Annotated in this window: 14 protein-coding genes and 1 other RNA gene; 4 read left to right on the forward strand and 11 right to left on the reverse strand. The window is 74.7% G+C overall.

Annotation, left to right across the window (positions count from 1 at the left end; genetic code table 11):
* Nucleotides 1-105: 105 nt before the first annotated feature.
* The 3 genes from FB380_RS03615 to FB380_RS03625 form a co-directional block, all read right to left on the reverse strand.
* On the reverse strand, nt 106-1,749 hold the full coding sequence (locus FB380_RS03615) for an ABC transporter substrate-binding protein (RefSeq protein WP_166753882.1): 1,644 nt from the start codon (nt 1,747-1,749) through the stop codon (nt 106-108).
* Between the two features lie 190 nt (nt 1,750-1,939).
* A complete protein-coding gene (locus FB380_RS25260) occupies nt 1,940-4,054 on the reverse strand; it encodes a TPM domain-containing protein (RefSeq protein WP_166753883.1) in 2,115 nt (704 codons plus the stop codon).
* An 80-nt stretch (nt 4,055-4,134) separates the two neighbouring features.
* Nucleotides 4,135-4,893, reverse strand: coding sequence for a VOC family protein (locus tag FB380_RS03625; RefSeq protein WP_166753884.1), 759 nt, complete (start codon nt 4,891-4,893; stop codon nt 4,135-4,137).
* 152 nt (nt 4,894-5,045) lie between these two features.
* Here FB380_RS03625 and FB380_RS03630 point away from each other — a divergent pair, with 152 nt between their 5' ends.
* Nucleotides 5,046-5,399, forward strand: coding sequence for a Rieske (2Fe-2S) protein (locus tag FB380_RS03630; protein WP_166753885.1), 354 nt, complete (start codon nt 5,046-5,048; stop codon nt 5,397-5,399).
* Between the two features lie 69 nt (nt 5,400-5,468).
* Here the strand turns inward: FB380_RS03630 and FB380_RS03635 are convergent, their stop codons facing one another.
* The 5 genes from FB380_RS03635 to FB380_RS03655 all read right to left on the reverse strand — a co-directional run bounded on the left by FB380_RS03635 (nt 5,469) and on the right by FB380_RS03655 (nt 9,377).
* On the reverse strand, nt 5,469-6,290 hold the full coding sequence (locus FB380_RS03635; protein ID WP_166753886.1) for a MetQ/NlpA family ABC transporter substrate-binding protein: 822 nt from the start codon (nt 6,288-6,290) through the stop codon (nt 5,469-5,471).
* A gap of 35 nt (nt 6,291-6,325) precedes the next feature.
* Nucleotides 6,326-6,985 (reverse strand): methionine ABC transporter permease, encoded by a 660-nt coding sequence (locus FB380_RS03640; RefSeq protein ID WP_166753887.1) that lies wholly within the window; start codon nt 6,983-6,985, stop codon nt 6,326-6,328.
* Nucleotides 6,982-8,070 carry a methionine ABC transporter ATP-binding protein gene (locus FB380_RS03645; RefSeq protein WP_166753888.1) on the reverse strand — a complete coding sequence of 363 codons (1,089 nt, stop codon included), beginning with the start codon at nt 8,068-8,070 and terminating at the stop codon, nt 6,982-6,984. Before FB380_RS03645 ends, FB380_RS03640 begins: the two co-directional genes overlap by 4 nt.
* Nucleotides 8,071-8,398: 328 nt before the next feature.
* Nucleotides 8,399-8,998: a recombination mediator RecR gene (gene recR / locus FB380_RS03650; RefSeq protein WP_166753889.1), complete on the reverse strand. Its 600-nt coding sequence runs from the start codon at nt 8,996-8,998 to the stop codon at nt 8,399-8,401.
* Nucleotides 8,999-9,041: 43 nt separating this feature from the next.
* Nucleotides 9,042-9,377 (reverse strand): YbaB/EbfC family nucleoid-associated protein, encoded by a 336-nt coding sequence (locus FB380_RS03655; protein WP_166753890.1) that lies wholly within the window; start codon nt 9,375-9,377, stop codon nt 9,042-9,044.
* 109 nt (nt 9,378-9,486) lie between these two features.
* On the opposite strand from FB380_RS03655, the gene FB380_RS03660 reads away from it, so the two are divergent.
* The 3 genes from FB380_RS03660 to FB380_RS03670 are packed head-to-tail and all read left to right on the forward strand — an operon-like array spanning nt 9,487 to nt 12,467.
* The gene (locus FB380_RS03660) at nt 9,487-10,737 is read left to right on the forward strand and encodes an MFS transporter (protein WP_208382747.1); all 1,251 of its coding nucleotides are present in this window, start codon (nt 9,487-9,489) and stop codon (nt 10,735-10,737) included.
* Nucleotides 10,738-10,794: 57 nt separating this feature from the next.
* Entirely contained in the window at nt 10,795-11,277 is a 483-nt protein-coding gene (locus tag FB380_RS03665) for a cation:proton antiporter regulatory subunit (RefSeq protein WP_166753892.1), read from the forward strand.
* Nucleotides 11,277-12,467: a cation:proton antiporter gene (locus FB380_RS03670; RefSeq protein ID WP_166753893.1), complete on the forward strand. Its 1,191-nt coding sequence runs from the start codon at nt 11,277-11,279 to the stop codon at nt 12,465-12,467. The genes FB380_RS03665 and FB380_RS03670 overlap by 1 nt, the downstream gene beginning before the upstream one ends.
* Nucleotides 12,468-12,483: 16 nt before the next feature.
* Here FB380_RS03670 and FB380_RS03675 read toward each other — a convergent pair whose 3' ends face one another.
* The 3 genes from FB380_RS03675 to ffs all read right to left on the reverse strand — a co-directional run bounded on the left by FB380_RS03675 (nt 12,484) and on the right by ffs (nt 15,750).
* Nucleotides 12,484-14,862, reverse strand: coding sequence for a DNA polymerase III subunit gamma and tau (locus tag FB380_RS03675; RefSeq protein ID WP_166753894.1), 2,379 nt, complete (start codon nt 14,860-14,862; stop codon nt 12,484-12,486).
* Between the two features lie 49 nt (nt 14,863-14,911).
* A complete protein-coding gene (locus FB380_RS03680) occupies nt 14,912-15,580 on the reverse strand; it encodes a YceI family protein (protein WP_166753895.1) in 669 nt (222 codons plus the stop codon).
* Nucleotides 15,581-15,654: 74 nt separating this feature from the next.
* An RNA gene (gene ffs / locus FB380_RS03685) (signal recognition particle sRNA small type) lies at nt 15,655-15,750 on the reverse strand.
* Nucleotides 15,751-15,809 lie beyond the last annotated feature (59 nt).

The raw sequence follows: 15,809 nt of genomic DNA on the forward strand, positions 1-15,809 counted from the left end.
ATCAGGTGTGCTCGTGCGTTCGACACGCCGATCCGGACGCACCGAACCCCGGGTGACCCGCACTGCGGGTCACCCGGGGCTGCGTGGTGCGCTGTCCGGCTGAGGTCAGCCCTTGGAGAGGGCGCCGTAGCGGAACTTGAACGACGCGTCGAGGGTGTCCTCGGCGCCGGAGACGTCGGTGCCGACGACGGCGACCTGGGCCCCCTGCAGGTACGGGACCGTGGACAGGTCCTCGGCGACCTTCGTCTGGATCTCCTCGATCAGCGCCTGCCGCTCGGCCGGGTCGGCGGTGGTGGCCTGCTGCAGGATCAGGTCGTTCACCTCCTGGTCCGAGTAGTGGTTGGACAGGAAGTTCTCCGTGAGGAAGAACGGCGTGAGGTAGTTGTCCGCGTCCGAGTAGTCGGGGAACCAGCCGAGCTGGTAGGCCGGGTAGACGTCGGTGGTGCGGTCCTTGGAGTACTGCACCCACTCGGTGGTCTGCAGGTTGACCGTGAACAGCCCCGTGCTCTCCAGCTGGTTCTTGATCAGCGCGTACTCGTCACCCGAGGACGGGCCGTAGTGGTCGTTGGAGAACTGCAGGTTCAGCTCCACCGGCGTCTCCACACCGGCCGCCTGCAGCCGCTGCGCGGCCTTGTCGGCGTCGGCGCCACCGGAACCGTCGCCGTACTGCTCCATGAGCGGCTCGATCGCGCCGGTCAGGCCCTCGGGCACGTAGGAGTACAGCGGGGTGTAGGTGCCCTTGTAGACCTGGTCGGCCAGCTCCTCGCGGTCGATCAGGTCGGCGACGGCCTGACGGACGGCGAGGGCCTTGGCCGGGTCGGCCTCAGCGGTGGTCGCACCGTAGGGCTGGGTGTCGAAGTTGAACGTGATGTAGCGGATCTCGCCGCCAGGACCGTCGAGCACCTGGACCTGGTCGTTGCCGCGGAGGTCCTCGATGTCGGTCGCGGACAGGCTCCGCCACGCGACGTCGATGTTGCCCTCCTGCACGTCCAGCTTCAGGTTCGAGGCGTCCGTGTAGTAGGCGACGTTGACCGTGTCGGTCTCCGGGGCACCGAGCAGGCCTTGGTAGCCGTCGAAGGCCTCGTAGGAGACCAGGTTGTTCTGGTCGTAGTTGGTGATCGCGTAGGGGCCGGCGAAGGCGTTGCCGTCGACGATCTCCTGGTCCGGGGTCAGCGCATCGGCGGCGAAGACGTCCTCGTCGACGATCGGGCCGGCCGGGCTGGACAGGATCTGCGGGAAGACCTGGTCGTTCTCCGACTTCAGGTTGAACACCACGGTCGTGTCGTCCGGGGCGTCGACGCTCTCCAGGTTGTAGAGCAGCGACGCCGGGCCGTTCTCGTCGTTGATCGCGACCATGCGGTCGAAGGAGAACTTCACGTCCGAGGCGGTGAGCTCGTTGCCGTTGGCGAAGGTCAGCCCGTCCTTCAGCGTCACCGTGTACTCGGTGGGCGAGGTGAACTCGGCCGACTCGGCGATGTCCGGCTCGACGTCCGGGCTGCCGTAGGGGGTGTTCATCAGGAACGGGTAGACCTGGTTCATCACGGCGAAGGAGCCGTTGTCGTACGAACCGGCCGGGTCGATCGTGGTGATCTTGTCGGTCGTGCCGATGGTCAGCGCGCCCCCACCGGAGCCACCGCCCTCACCGTCACTGTCGCTGTCGCCGCCGCACGCCGACAGCGCCAAGGCCATCGCCGTGATGCCCGCTGTGGCGACCAGCGCACGCCGGCCGCTCCTGGACACGGAGTTCATCCGCTACCTCGTTCTCATGGGTGGCGGCCCGTGGGCGCGCCGGTGCGCCGCGACGGCCGCCGAAGGCCTTCTGGAGATGCATGACTAACACACCCTTCTCACGAGGTGGGACGGGTGGGGGGAGGCGTGATGGTGTTGTGACCGGCGGACGACGCTCCGAGGCGTGCCCGGGCGGGGGCCCGGCCAGGAGTCAGAAGTCGCCGCCGCCACCGAAGTCGCCGCCCCCGAAGCCCCCGCCGCCGCCGAAGTCCCCGCCGCCGAAGCCCCCGCCACCGCCGAAGTCCCCGCCACCACCGTCGCCGCCGCCGAAGCCGCCGCCGTAGCCGCCACCCAGACCGCCCAGCAGGATGCTGCCGAGCATGCCGCCGGCCACCCCTCCGGCGAACCCTCCGCCGAACCCCCCGCCGCCGTAGCCGCGTCGCGGTCCCCGGCCGTAGCCGGGGCGGCCGTACCCGCCGCCGTAGCCGCCGGCCATGTACTCCTCGACGTCCTGCTGGGCGGCGGTCAGCGCCTGCCGGGCCAGGCCGTCGGCGCGCTGGGCCGCCCGCAGCGCGGTGATCGGGTCCGTGGCCGCGGATCGGGAGGCCTCGTCCAGGTGCCGCTCGGCCTCGGCCAGCCGGGTGCGCGCGGAGCTGCCGACCGCACCGCGCCGGGTGGAGATGAAGTCCTCGGCGACGGTGACCGACGAGTCCGCGGCCCGGATGGCCTGCTGCAGGTGGGCCACCGCCCGCTCCTGCTGCTGGCGGACGTCACGCGCCGGCTCCAGCGCCGCCTCCAGGGCCAGGTCCGCCTCGTCCAGCCGCCGGACGACGGCCAGCGGGTCGGGCAGGGCACCGTTCCGCGGCTGCAGCTCCGCGGTGCTGCCGGCCAGCGCGCTCTCCGCCCGGGCGAGCTGCTCCCGCAGCCCCGGGGTGTCGACGCCGCGGGACAGCATCGCCTGGGCCTCGGCGATGTCCCGCTCGGTCTCCGCGCGCACCTCGTCGAACCGCGCGCCGCTTCCGCTCAGCTCCTCGGCGAGCCGGCCCACCGCGTCCAGCAGGGTGCGACTCTGCGCGAGTGCGTCCTCGGCCGCGCGGATCGCCGGGACCGCCCCGGCCGGCCGGCCCTGCTCGAGCTCGGTCCGGCCGGAGGCGACCGCCTGCTCGGCGAACTCGGTGCGGGTGCGCGCCTCGGTCACGTTGTCGGCGACCGGCGCCCAGGCCGACCGGGCGTAGCGCTGCTGCAGGTCCGCCAGCGTCGCCTCGGTCGCCGGGATCCGGTCGCGGACCCCCTGGATCGCCGGGGTGAGCGCGGCCAGCGTCTCGGGCGCGGACTCCTGCAGGTGCCGCAGCTGTGCGTAGGCCTCGGCCTGCTCGGACAGCCGCGCGTCGGCGGACGCGGTGAGCTGCAGCAGCTGGGTGAGCATCCGGCGCTGGGTGGGCTCGTCCTCGGGGAACTCGTCGTCCAGCTCCTGCCGCAGGGCGAACGCCTGGGAGAGCTCGCCCTTGGACCGGTTGAGCGCCTCCTGGAAGCCGGCGACCGACTGCTCGCCGTACTGCGCACGGGCGTAGGCGAGGTCCAGCTCGGAGGTCTTGACCGCCTCGTCGAGGTCGAGCAGCTCTTGGCTCGCCCGGAAGGTCAGCTGCTCGGTGGAGGTGCCGTGGTGCGGGTCACGGGCCGCGGCCTCGGCGGCGGCGCGCTCCTCCGCCGCCCGGGCGGCGACGGCCTGCTGCTTCTTCCGCCGCCGGCTCTTCAGCAGGGCGTAGCCGCCACCACCGACGACGGCGATCCCGACCAGCACGGCGAGGGCTCCCCCACCGCCGTCCCCGCCGGCATCGGACCCGGCCGCCGAACCCGCCTCGTCGACCTGCAACGCCTCGGCCATCGCCACGGCCGCGCCCGCCCAGTCGCCTTCCTGCAGCTCCGGCCTGGCCGAGGCGTCGACCAGTTGGTCCAGCTCCGCCCGGTCGGCGATGCCGGTACCCGGCCCGGTCTGGTACCCGACCTGCTCCTCGCTCGGGGACACCGCCAGCAACACGTCGTTGGCGCCCAGGCCCTGGTCGAAGGCCTGGTCGACCCAGGTACCGGGCTCCAGCCCGTCGAAGGAGTCGACGTAGACGACGTAGAGCTGGGTGCCGTCCTCGGCCTCCAGCTCCTGCAGCGCGGACTCGACCTCGGCCTCCTCACCGGCGTCCAGGACGTCGGCCTGGTCGACCAGCTGCTCGGTCGGGGCGAACGGCTCGACAGCGAGGGCCGGCCCCGCGGTCAGGAGCACGGCGGGCACACCGACGGCCAGGGGGACGAGCAGCCGGGAGAGGAGACGCATGGGTCCATCGTCGCCGATCACGCCGCGCCGGGGGTGGTGGAGGGCCACACCACCCCCGGACCGGCGGACCGGGCGCCGGCTCAGCCGGCCGGCTCCTGCATGACCGAGAAGACGGCACCCCACGGGTCGGTGGCCACGGCGAACCGGCCGAACGGGGTGTCCTCGGCGGGCATCAGCACCTTCCCGCCGCCGGACTCGACCGCGCGCACCGCCGCGTCGGTGTCGGCCACCGCGAAGCACGCACCCCAGCCGCGGGGCAGCCCCTCGACCACGCCCCCCAGCCCGCCCAGCGGGCGGTCGCCGGTGGCGAAGGTGCAGTAGCCGTCGGCGTCCGGGAGCTCCTCCCAGGAGAAGTCGAACACGGCGGTGTAGAACTCCCGGGCCGCGGCCGGGTCGTCGACGGCGGCCTCGTTCCACACCAGCGAGCCCGGCTCGTTGAACACCTGCACCCCCGTGGTGGTGCCGGCCTGCCAGAGACCGAACGGGTTGCCCTGCGGGTCGGCGACGATCGCCATCCGGCCGGCCTGGCCGACGTCCATCGGCGGGGCGAGCACCGTGCCCCCGGCCTCGGTCACCCGGGCGGCCGTCGCGTCGGCGTCGTCGGTGGCGAAGTACGTCGTCCAGCGCGACGGGTCGGCCGGGTCCTGCTGCGGCCCGAGGCCGGCGGCGTCCCGACCGTCCTTCCGGCACATCACGTACCCCCCGGCGTCGGGGCCGGGTGCCTCGTACCCCCAGTCGAGGAACCCGGCGTAGAAGGCGCGGGCGGCGTCGACGTCGGGGGTGCCCAGGTCGACCCAGCACGGGGCGCCGGGGGGCCAGGCGGTGTCGCGAGTGGGCATGTCTCCTCCTCGGGAAAGACTGCACTCGGTCGGACGGCCGAGGCGACGACCGTCCCACCGGCCACCGACGGTTCCGGCCGTTCCGCCGCGCCACGTCTGCCGCCTGCTGCGACGGGTAGTGGACCGGGCACCCACCGAGACAAGGAGGACCCGTGCCCGACTCCGTCCCCGCCGCCGACCTGCCACCGGGCGCCGTGCGCCGCGCCGGCCCGTGGGCGGTGGTCAACACCGGCGACCGGCTGGCCGCGGTCTCCCGCCGCTGCCGGCACCAGCTCGCCGACCTGTCCGACGGCCACGTCGACGCCGAGGGCTGCCTGGTCTGCCCGTGGCACCAGGCCCGCTACGACACCTCCACCGGCGAGATGGTCTCCGGCCCGCGCGGCTTCCTCGGCTACCACGGCCCCGCGCCGGGCTACTCCGGGCTGGTCAAGCGGTTCGGGCAGGTGCTGCGGCTGCGGGTCCGCCGGGCCGTCCGCCGGGGCCCGGACGTCGTCGTCGAACCCTGACCCCGACCCCGCGTTCCACCAAAATGGCCATTCTGGTGGAACGCGGGAACGCGGTGGACGCGGGACGGGTCAGAAGGCGGGGATGACCGCGCCCTCGTAGGTCTCCTCGATGAAGGTCCGCACCTCGTCGGAGTGCAGCAGCTCCTCGAGCTGGCCGATCCGCTCGTCGTCCTCGGTGCCGGTGCGCACGACGACGAGGTTGGCGTTGGGGTTGCCCTCGGCCTCCTCCAGCGCGAGGGCGTCCTCGGCCGGCGACAGGTCGGCGTCGATCGCGTAGTTGCCGTTGATCACCGCGGCGTCCACGTCGGCCAGCGAGCGGGGCAGCTGCGCGGCCTCGATCTCCTGGATCTGCAGGTCCTTCGGGTTGCCCTCGACGTCGAGCGCGGTGGGCGCCGCGTCACCGGTGTCGGCCAGCGTGATCAGGTCGTTGGCGGCCAGCAGCTCCAGCGCCCGCCCGGCGTTGGTCGGGTCGTTGGGGATCGCGACCGTGGCGCCGTCCGGCAGGTCCGCCAGGCTGGTGAGGGAGTCGGAGTAGATGCCCAGCGGCTCGATGTGCACCGGCTCCAGCGCGGTGAAGTCGTAGCCGGCATTGGCCTCCTGCTCCTCCAGGTAGGGGATCGTCTGGAAGTAGTTGGCGTCGATCGAGCCGTCGTCCAGGGCCACGTTGGGCTGGACGTAGTCGGTGAACTCGACGATCTCCAGGTCCAGGCCGGCGTCGTCGGCCAGCTCCTCGTCGACGAAGCGGAGGATCTCCGCGTGCGGCACCGAGGAGGCCCCGACGCGCAGCGCCTCGTCCTCGGCCGACAGCTCGGCGCTGCCCCCACCGCAGGCGCTCAGCGCCAGGGCGGTCGCGACGGCGGCCGCAGCGGCCAGGGGGTTCTTCGAACGCATGATCAGTTCTCTCCTCGGTGGAACGGGACGGACGGTCAGGAGGTGGCGAGCCGGCGGGCCCAGCGGTCGCCGGCCCACTGCAGGAGCTGCACCACCACGAGCAGCAGGACGACGGTCGCCAACGTGATGTCGGTGCGGAACTGCTGGTAGCCGTAGCGGATGGCGAAGTCGCCCAGCCCCCCGCCACCGATCGCGCCGGCCATGGCCGAGTAGCTGATCAGCGCCACGACGGTGACGGTGACGCCGGCGACCAGCGAGGGCAGCGCCTCGGGCAGCAGCACGGTGCGGACGACGTCGCGGCGCCGCGCGCCCATGGCCAGGGTCGCCTCGACCTTGCCGTGCGCCACCTCGCGCAGGCTGGTCTCCACCAGCCGGGCCAGGAACGGGACCGCGCCGATGGTCAACGGCACGATCGTCGCCGTCGAGCCGATGGTCGTGCCGACGATGCCGCGGGTGACCGGCGCGACCAGGACCAGCAGGATGATGAAGGGCAGCGAGCGGCCCAGGTTGACGACCAGGCCGAGCACCCGGTTCAGCAGCGGGTGCGGCGCGAGCGCCCCGGGCGCGGTGATGGTGAGCAGCACGCCCAGGGGCACGCCGAGCAGCACGGTGAGGGCGGTGGCGACCCCGACCATGTAGAGCGTCTCGCCAGTGGCGTCCACCAGCTGCGGGGCGATCCGGGACCAGTCGTTCATCGCTGCACGTCCGGGGCGTCGGCGAGCCGCTGCACGTCGGGCTCGCGATCGGGTCGGGGTCCGTCGTCGGCGTCCGACTGGGGGCGGGGGTCGCCGGCGGCGGTCCGCTCCACGAGGGCACCGCCGGCCCGCAGCCGCGCCAGCGCCGGGTCCAGCCGGCCGTCGTCGCCCACGACGCGCAGCAGCAGCCGGCCGAAGCGCCGGCCGGCGACGGTCTCCACCGACCCGCCGACCACCTCGACCGAGAGGCCGAGCTCGGCGGTGAGGGTCTGCAGGACGGCGCCGTGCGGGGTGGCGTCGGTGACCGTGAGCTGCACCAGGGCGCCGTCGCCGGTCTCCGGTCCGGCCGGCGCCGGGACCAGCTGGGCGGCCAGCGCGGAGTCCGGCCGGGCGAGGACCTCGGTCAGCGGGCCGCCGTCGACCACCCGGCCCTGGCTCATCAGCACCGCGCTGTCGCAGACCGCCCGGACGACCGACATCTCGTGGGTGATCAGCAGGACGGTGAGCCCCAGCTCGGCGCGCACCTGCCGGAGCAGCTCCAGGACGCCGGTCGTGCTGGCCGGGTCGAGGGCCGAGGTGGCCTCGTCGCAGAGCAGCACGGACGGGCGGGCGGCCAGCGCGCGGGCGATCGCGACCCGCTGCTTCTGCCCGCCGGAGAGCTGCGCCGGGCGGGACTCGTGCCGGTCGGCGAGGCCGACCAGGTCCAGCAGGTCGGCGACCCGGCGGCGACGTTCGGTGCGGCCGACGCCGGCCAGCTCCAGGGGGTGCTCGACGTTGCCGGCCGCGGTGCGCGAGTCGAGCAGGTTGAAGTGCTGGAAGATCATGCCGATGCTGCGCCGGGCCTCGCGGACCCCGGCGGCGTCCAGGTCGGTGAGCACCCGGCCGTCGACGGTGACCGTGCCCGAGGTCGGGCGCTCGAGCAGGTTCACCAGCCGGGCGAGCGTGCTCTTGCCCGAGCCGCTGGGGCCCACGACACCGGCGAACTCACCGCGGGAGACGGACAGGCTCACGCCGTCGAGGGCGACCACCTCGCCGGCGGTGCGGCGGGCGGGGAAGACCTTGCGGACGTCGGACAGCTCGATCACGGGAGTCCTCGCAGGTGGAGCGGACGGCGGGCACAGCTCGTCCTGCCGGGGTCCAGCCGGCTCGGCGCCCAGGGGCGCGGCGCGGACCTCCGGTCAGGGGTGTCGGCTCACCGACAGAGCGTGCCGGCCAGGCGCATCAGGTCGATGGCGCGACGACGCGTCAACGAACCGGGCCCGACCACCCGTCCAGCCTGCCCCGCGAGCGTCGTACCCGCCACTTCCTGGGGCCGGCTGTGATCGAACGCTCAACCAGCATGCCCCTCACCCCCTCAACCGCGGGCAGGGATGGCCATTTCTGCCCACAGTGCGGCACGGCCGGCGTGGTCGTTCAGGCGTCGATGCGGCGGCGGCCCTCGAAGGCCCGGCCCAGGGTGACCTCGTCGGCGTACTCCAGGTCACCGCCCACCGGCAGCCCGCTGGCCAGCCGGGACACCGCCAGCCCCAGCGGGCCGACCAGCCGGGCCAGGTAGGCGGCGGTCGCCTCGCCCTCCAGATTCGGGTCGGTGGCGATGATCAGCTCGGTGACCTGGCCGTCCATCAACCGGGTCATCAGTTCCTTGACCCGCAGGTCGTCCGGGCCGATGCCCTCGATCGGGCTGATCGCCCCGCCGAGCACGTGGTAGCGGCCCTTGAACTCCCGGGTCCGCTCGATCGCCACGACGTCCTTGGGCTCCTCGACGACACAGATGACGTCGAGCGCCCGCCGCGGGTCACGGCAGATCCGGCACTGCTCGGCCTCGGCGACGTTGTGGCAGGTCACGCAGAAGCGGACCTCGGCCTGCACCCGCTGCAGGGCGGCGACCAGCCGGCCCACGTCGGCCGACTCGGCGGCCAGCAGGTGGAAGGCGATGCGCTGTGCGCTCTTGGGACCGACGCCGGGCAGCCGCCCGAGCTCGTCGATGAGGTCCTGGACAGCGCCCTCGTACACGGTTCTCCTTCGCTGCGGGTGGCGGTGTGCGCACCCGGGTGGATCAGAGGCCGGGGAGACCCAGCCCGCCACCGAGACCGCCGGTCAGCGGCCCCATCGTGGAGGCGGTGAGCTCGCCGACGGCGCGCTGGGCGTCGCGGAACGCCGCGACCACCAGGTCCTGCAGGGTCTCGACGTCGTCGGGGTCGACGGCGGCCGGCGCGATCGTGACGGCGGTGACCTCACCGCTGCCGGTCATGGTCACCGTGACCAGCTCGCCACCGGCCGAACCGGTGACCTCGGCGCGGGACAGCTCCTCCTGCGCAGCAGCCAACTGCTGCTGCATCTGCTGTGCCTGCTTCATGATCTGCTGCATGTCGGGCTGGCCACCGGGTCGCATGGTCCGAGCGTAGGTGCTGCCACCGACACTCCGCCGCACCCGGGCGCCACGCGAGCCGACCATGCGGGTCGACGTGGTGCGCGACGGGGCGCGGTGGCAGGGTCGCCCCGTGACCGACGACGGCGTGGCGGTCCGCAGCCCGGCGGACGGCGCACGCACCGGGCCGTGGTCGCAGCTGGCGCTGATCGCGCTGACCCAGGTGCTGGCGCTGGCGGTGTGGTTCTCCGCCTCCGCGGTGCTGCCCGTGCTGCGCCGCGACTGGGAGCTGGGCACCGCCGGCGGGGTCGGCCTCACCGTCGCCGTGCAGTTGGGCTTCGTGGTGGGCGCGCTGGCCTCGGCGACGACCGGGCTGGCCGACCGGGTGCGGCCCGAGCGGCTGCTGGCGACCGGTGCCGGGGCCGCCGCCGCCTGCACCCTCGGCGTCGCCGTCCTCGCCGACGGGCCGCTGGTCGGCATCGCGCTGCGCTTCCTCACCGGGGCGGGCCTGGCGCTGGTCTACCCGATCGGCATGAAGCTGATGGCCTCCTGGTTCGGCGCCCGCGGCCGGGGGCTGGCGCTCGGCGTGCTGATCGGTGCGCTCACGCTGGGCTCGCTGCTGCCGCAGCTGCTGGTCGGCGTCCTCGGCGACTCGTGGCGGGCCGTGCTGGTCGCCGCCGCGGCCAGCGGCGCGGTCGCCGCCCTGCTGGCGCTGGGGCTGCTGCGCGCCGGACCGCACCTGGCGGTGGGCGCCCGACCCCGCGCCGCGCAGGCCTTCGACGGCTTCCGGTCGGCCCGCCCGCGGCTGGTGAACCTCGCCTACCTCGGGCACATGTGGGAGCTCTACGCCCTCTGGACCTGGGCCGCGGTCTGGATGACCGCCTCGCGGGACGTGCACGACCCCGCCCTGCCGGCCGCCCGGATCGCCCTGCTGACCCTGACCGCGTTCGGCATCTGCGGCGCCGCGGGCTGCGTGCTGGCCGGCTGGCTCGCCGGCCGGTGGGGCCGGGCGCCGGTCGCCACCGTCGCGGTGGCCACCAGCGGCGTGTGCTGTCTGCTCTCGCCGTGGGCCTGGTCCTGGCCGACCGGGGTGTTCGCCGTCTTCGTGTGCGTCTGGGGAGCCAGCGTCATCGCCGACTCGGCGATGTTCTCCACCCTGCTCAGCGAGGTCGCCGACCGGCGCTGGGTCGGCACCGCGCTCACCGTGCAGACCGCGACCGGCTTCCTGCTCACCACGGTGACGATCAGCGTGCTGCCCTACCTCGCCGACGCCGTCTCCTGGCGGTGGACGCTGCTGCTGCTCGCCGCCGGCCCGGCGCTGTCCGTCGCCGCCCTGACCCGCTTCCGGGCGCTGGACCGGACGCCGGGGGCCGCCGTCGGCTGAGCACCCCGGCGCGGCACGATGGCCGGCAGGAGGCACGAGGGACGAGGGAGGACGCCGATGGACGTCGAGGAGACGCGGCTGCCGGGCATCGGGCTGCGCCACGACCTGGTGACCGCGCAGGGCCGGCGGGTCGGGATCATCTCCCAGCGGAACGGGGCGCGGCACGTCGTCCTCTACGACGAGCGGGACCCCGACGCCACTGCGGCCACGATCGAGCTGACCGCGGAGGAGAGCGAGGTCGTCGCCGAGCTGCTGGGGGCTCCGCGCATCACCGAGCGGTTGTCCCGGCTGCGGGAGCAGGTGGAGAGCCTGGCCACCGAGGGGATCCCGATCGAGCCCGGCTCCCCCTACGTCGCCGCCACCCTGGGCGACGCGGCCATCCGGACCCGCACCGGCGCCTCGGTGGTCGCGGTGGTGCGCGGCGAGCAGATGATCGCCTCCCCCACCCCGGACTTCCGGTTCCACGCCGAGGACCGGCTGGTCGTGGTCGGCACGTCGGACGGCGTCGCGGCGGTCGGTGCCCTGCTCAACCCCCGCTGATGGAGCTCGGGCACACCGCGGTCCTGCTGCTCGAGCTGGGCGCCGTCGTCTTCGGGCTGGGGGTGCTCGGCTCGCTGGCCGGCCGGATCGGGTTGTCCCCCATCCCGCTGTACCTGCTGGCCGGGCTGGCGTTCGGCACCGGCGGGCTGCTGCCGCTGGAGGCCCCGGAGGGCTTCTTCTCCACCGGCGCGGAGGTCGGCGTCGTGCTGCTGCTGCTCGTCCTCGGGCTGGAGTACACCGCCGAGGACCTGGTCGACAACCTGCGCCGCCAGGCCCCGGTGGGCGTCGCCGACCTGCTGCTCAACGGCCTGCCCGGCGCCGCCCTGGCGCTGTTCCTGGGCTGGGGCCCCACCGCCGCGCTGGCCCTCTTCGGCGTCACCGCGATCAGCTCCTCGGGGATCATCTCCAAGGTCCTCACCGACCTGGGCCGGCTCGGCAACCGGGAGACCCCGGCCGTCCTCGGCGTCCTGGTCATCGAGGACCTGGCGATGGCCGCCTACCTCCCGGTGCTCACCGGCATCGTGGCCGCCACCAGCACCGGGGACGCGGTGCTCTCGGTCACCGTCGCGCTGGCCACCCTCGCGGTCGTGCTGGTCGTCGCCGTCCGGCACGGCGGCACGGTGACCCGGTTCGTCGGGTCCCGGTCCTCGGAGATCCTGCTGCTGCGGGTGCTCGGGCTGGCGCTGCTCGTCGCCGGCGCCGCCGAGGCGGTGCACGTCTCGGCCGCGGTCGGCGCGTTCCTGCTCGGCATCGCCCTCTCCGGCGAGGTCGCCGAGCGGATCGGGGACGTGCTCGCCCCGCTGCGCGACCTGTTCGCCGCGGTCTTCTTCGTCTTCTTCGGGCTCTCGACCGACCCGACCCAGCTGCCGGACGCCCTGCTGCCCGCGGCGGCGCTGGCCGCGGTCGGGGTGGTCACCAAGTTCGGCACCGGCTGGATCGCCGGGCGCCGCGCCGGCGTCGGGCCGCCCGGCCGGGTGCGTGCCGGTGCGGCGCTGGTGGCCCGCGGCGAGTTCTCGATCATCATCGCCGGGCTGGTGCTCGGCAGCGTCCCGGCGGCCTTCGGCTCCACCGTCGCCGCCTACGTGCTGATCTTGGCCGTGCTGGGGCCGCTGGCCCCGCGGCTGGCCGACCCGTGGGTGCGCCGGCTCGCGCGGCGGACCGGGCCGCCGCGCGCCCCGACCCCCGCGTAGGCGCCGGGGCCGCGGGTCAGCTCTCGATCGGGCGGGCGCCCAGCTGGGTGCGCAGCAGCTGCAGCGCGGCGGCCTCGGGGTCCAGCGCGGGCGCGTTGTCCGCATTGCCCCCGGAGTCGGCGTCGGCGGCCCGCTCGGCCATCAGCTCGTCGGCCTCGGCGGTCTCGGCGGCCTGCACGGCGGCCCGCGCGGCCTCCGGTGACACCGGCGCCCCACCCGGGCCGCCCCCCGCGCCCCCGGCCGAGCCAGGCCCACCGTCGACGACGGCCTGCACCTTCCAGCGGACGCCGAGCAGCTCCTCCAGCGACTGCCGGACGACGTCCTTGTTCAGGTCGTCGCCCAGCATCTTGGCCAGCGCCGGTGAGGTGGCCGCCAGGGTGAGCACCCCGTTGGTCAGGTCGTGCACCTGGGCGCTCTTGAGCAGCGCCTCGGTGGTGCGCTTGTGCCCGCGCACCACCTTGAGCAGCTCCGGCCAGATCCGTCGGACGTCGGCCGTGGTCAGCGTGCCGTCACCGGCCGCGGGCTCGTCGGGGGTGGCCGACACCAGCGGCGTCGGCTCGCCACCGCGCGGGGCCGGCGCGGACTCCGCCGCGGCCCGGGGTGCGGGCGCGCGGCCCGCGTCCGGGGTCGGGGTGGGCGCGGCGGCCCGGGGCGGGGTTGCCGCGGCGGGACGGGGGGGCTGCGGCCAGTCCTCGTCAACCGTGGGCGCGGCGGCCCGGGGCGGGGCTGCCGCGGCCGGCCGGGAGGGTTGCGGCCAGTCCTCGTCGTCGGTGGGCTCCGGCGGCAGCGGGACCTCGGACGACGACGCCGCCTCCGGCCGGGGCCGGGAGGGTGCCGCAGCGGGCGGCGCGGCCGCCGGGCCGGGTGCGCCCGGCCGGGCGGTCACCGGCCAGCCGTCGTCCCCCTCCGCGGCCGGCGCGGGCGCGGAGGACGGCGCCGGGGCGGGCGCGCCCGGGCGGGCGGTCACCGGCCAGCCGTCGTCGCCCTCCGGGGCCCTCGGAGGTGCCGACGGCGCCGGGGCGGCCGGCGCGGAGCGGGCCTGGGAGGGACGGACGTACGCCGGCCGGCTGGTCTGCGCAGCGGCGGGAGGAGCGACCGGCTCCGCGGCCGGAGCCTGCGGAGCGGGAGCCGCCGGGGTGGCGACCGGGGCCGCCTGGACCGGAGCGGGCCGGGCGGGTTCGCGGACCGGTGCCGGGACGGCCGTCGCCTCGGGGCGGCCGGCGTGCTCGCCGGCGATCGACAGCCGCCGCTCCAGCCGCTCCAGCCGCTGCAGGGTGGCCGTGGCCGAGCCGTCGACCGCGGGCAGCAGCATCCGGGCGCAGACCAGCTCCAGCAGCAGCCGGGGAGCCGTCGTCCCGCGCATCTCGGTGAGGCCCTCGTGCACGGTGTCGGCCAGCCGGGAGAGCGTCGCCGCGCCCAGCGCCTGGGCCTGCCGGCTCATCAGGTCCAGCCGGTCGGGCGGGCAGTCGAGCAGCCCGTTGCCGCCGGCCTCGGGCACGGCGTCCAGCACGATCAGGTCGCGCAGCCGGTCCAGCAGGTCGGTGGCGAAGCGGCGGGGGTCGTGCCCGGCCTCGACCACCCGGTCGACGGCCTGGAAGACGCCCGGCGCGTCGGAGGCGGCCAGCGCGTCGACGGCCTCGTCGAGCAGCGCCTCATCGGTGACGCCGAGCAGGCCCACGGCCGACCGGTAGGTGACCCCCTCCGGACCGGCGCCGGCCAGCAGCTGGTCCAGGATCGACAGCGAGTCGCGCACCGAGCCGCCGCCGGCCCGGACCACCAGCGGGAACACCGTCGGCTCGACGGTGACGCCCTCGGCCGCGCAGGTCCGCTCCAGCAGGCCGCGCAGCGTGCTGGGCGGCACGAGCCGGAACGGGTAGTGGTGGGTGCGCGAGCGGATGGTCGGGAGGACCTTCTCCGGCTCGGTGGTGGCGAAGACGAACACCAGGAACTCCGGCGGCTCCTCGACCACCTTCAGCAGGGCGTTGAAGCCCTGCGAGCTCACCATGTGCGCCTCGTCGACGATGTAGACCTTGTAGCGGCTGTGCACCGGGGCGAAGAACGCCTTCTCGCGCAGGTCGCGGGCGTCGTCGACACCACCGTGGCTGGCCGCGTCGATCTCCATGACGTCGATCGAGCCGGGGCCGTCGGGGGCCAGCGCGACGCACGAGCTGCACACGCCGCAGGGCGTGGAGGTCGGCCCCTGCTCGCAGTTGAGCGACCGGGCGAGGATCCGCGCCGACGACGTCTTCCCGCAGCCCCGCGGCCCGCTGAACAGGTAGGCGTGGTTGATCCGCCCGCCGTCCACGGCGTTCATCAGGGGCGCGGTGACGTGCTCCTGCCCGACCACCTCGGCGAAGGTCGCCGGACGGTACTTGCGGTAGAGCGCCAGAGCCACGCCGCGAATCTACGTGGCCGCACCGACGCGCTGGTGCAGCGCGGCCCGCTCAGAGGGTGAGGTGCAGGAGGAACTCGATCGAGCCGGTGTCCTCGACCCGGACGAAGCCCAGGTCCGGCGCCTCGATCCCGTGGTCGGCGAAGGTCACCGGCACGGAGCCGGAGACGTCGACGCCCTCGGCGGTGCGCACCACGGACATCTCGGTCTGCACCGGCTGGGTGACCCCGGCCAGGGTCAGCTCGCCGGTCACCGGCACCGTGACGGGGGTGCCGGTGAGCTCCGGGAGGTCGGCCACCTCGGTCACGGAGAACGTCGCGGTGGGGTGCGTGTCGACGTCCATCACGTTGTCCCGGAAGTAGGAGTCGCGGCGGCCGCTGTCGGTGGTGATCGAGGCGACGTCCACGGTCACGTCGGCGTCGGCGAGGTCCCCACCCGAGACGACGACGGTGCCGGTGACCTGGTCGGTCGTGCCGGCCACGGTGACGTCGGCACCGTTGAGCACCTCCTCCACCCGGTAGCCCGCGGTGGAGCTCGGGGCGATCGCCCAGGTGCCGTCGGTGTCCGCGGTCAGCTCGACCGCCTCCGGCTGGACCTGCACCGTCGGGGCCGGGGGTGCGTCCCCCTCGATGGCGGCGTAGACCAACGGCCCGCCGACGGCCGCTGCGGCGACCACCGCCACGGCCCCACCGGTGATCAACCAGGTACGACGACTGGGCATGGCCACTCCCCCGCTTGAAGGTTCATGGAGCAAAGCGCACGAACCTGGGAAGAGCCTGAGAGCCGGGTCGAGAAAGAGAGGACCCCCCGCACACCCGCCAGAGCCCGCTTATCCTTGCTGCCTTCCGGCCCTGGGGAGGTTCACAGGGTGACGCCGCACGAGGGGTCGCCGTCCACTGTAGAGGACGCCCTCCGTGCCGGACGCCGGAACCCGACCACCGGGCCCCCGT

Origin of the sequence: Modestobacter marinus, assembly GCF_011758655.1 — a bacterium.
Taxonomy (GTDB): domain Bacteria; phylum Actinomycetota; class Actinomycetes; order Mycobacteriales; family Geodermatophilaceae; genus Modestobacter; species Modestobacter marinus.

Coding starts and splice junctions, on each gene's coding strand:
- FB380_RS03615 (WP_166753882.1), bottom strand. CDS start 1,749: ATGAACTCCGTGTCCAGGAGCGGCCGGCGTGCGCTGGTCGCCACAGCG.
- FB380_RS25260 (WP_166753883.1), bottom strand. CDS start 4,054: ATGCGTCTCCTCTCCCGGCTGCTCGTCCCCCTGGCCGTCGGTGTGCCC.
- FB380_RS03625 (WP_166753884.1), bottom strand. CDS start 4,893: ATGCCCACTCGCGACACCGCCTGGCCCCCCGGCGCCCCGTGCTGGGTC.
- FB380_RS03635 (WP_166753886.1), bottom strand. CDS start 6,290: ATGCGTTCGAAGAACCCCCTGGCCGCTGCGGCCGCCGTCGCGACCGCC.
- FB380_RS03640 (WP_166753887.1), bottom strand. CDS start 6,985: ATGAACGACTGGTCCCGGATCGCCCCGCAGCTGGTGGACGCCACTGGC.
- FB380_RS03655 (WP_166753890.1), bottom strand. CDS start 9,377: ATGCGACCCGGTGGCCAGCCCGACATGCAGCAGATCATGAAGCAGGCA.
- FB380_RS03665 (WP_166753892.1), top strand. CDS start 10,795: ATGGACGTCGAGGAGACGCGGCTGCCGGGCATCGGGCTGCGCCACGAC.
- FB380_RS03670 (WP_166753893.1), top strand. CDS start 11,277: ATGGAGCTCGGGCACACCGCGGTCCTGCTGCTCGAGCTGGGCGCCGTC.
- FB380_RS03680 (WP_166753895.1), bottom strand. CDS start 15,580: ATGCCCAGTCGTCGTACCTGGTTGATCACCGGTGGGGCCGTGGCGGTG.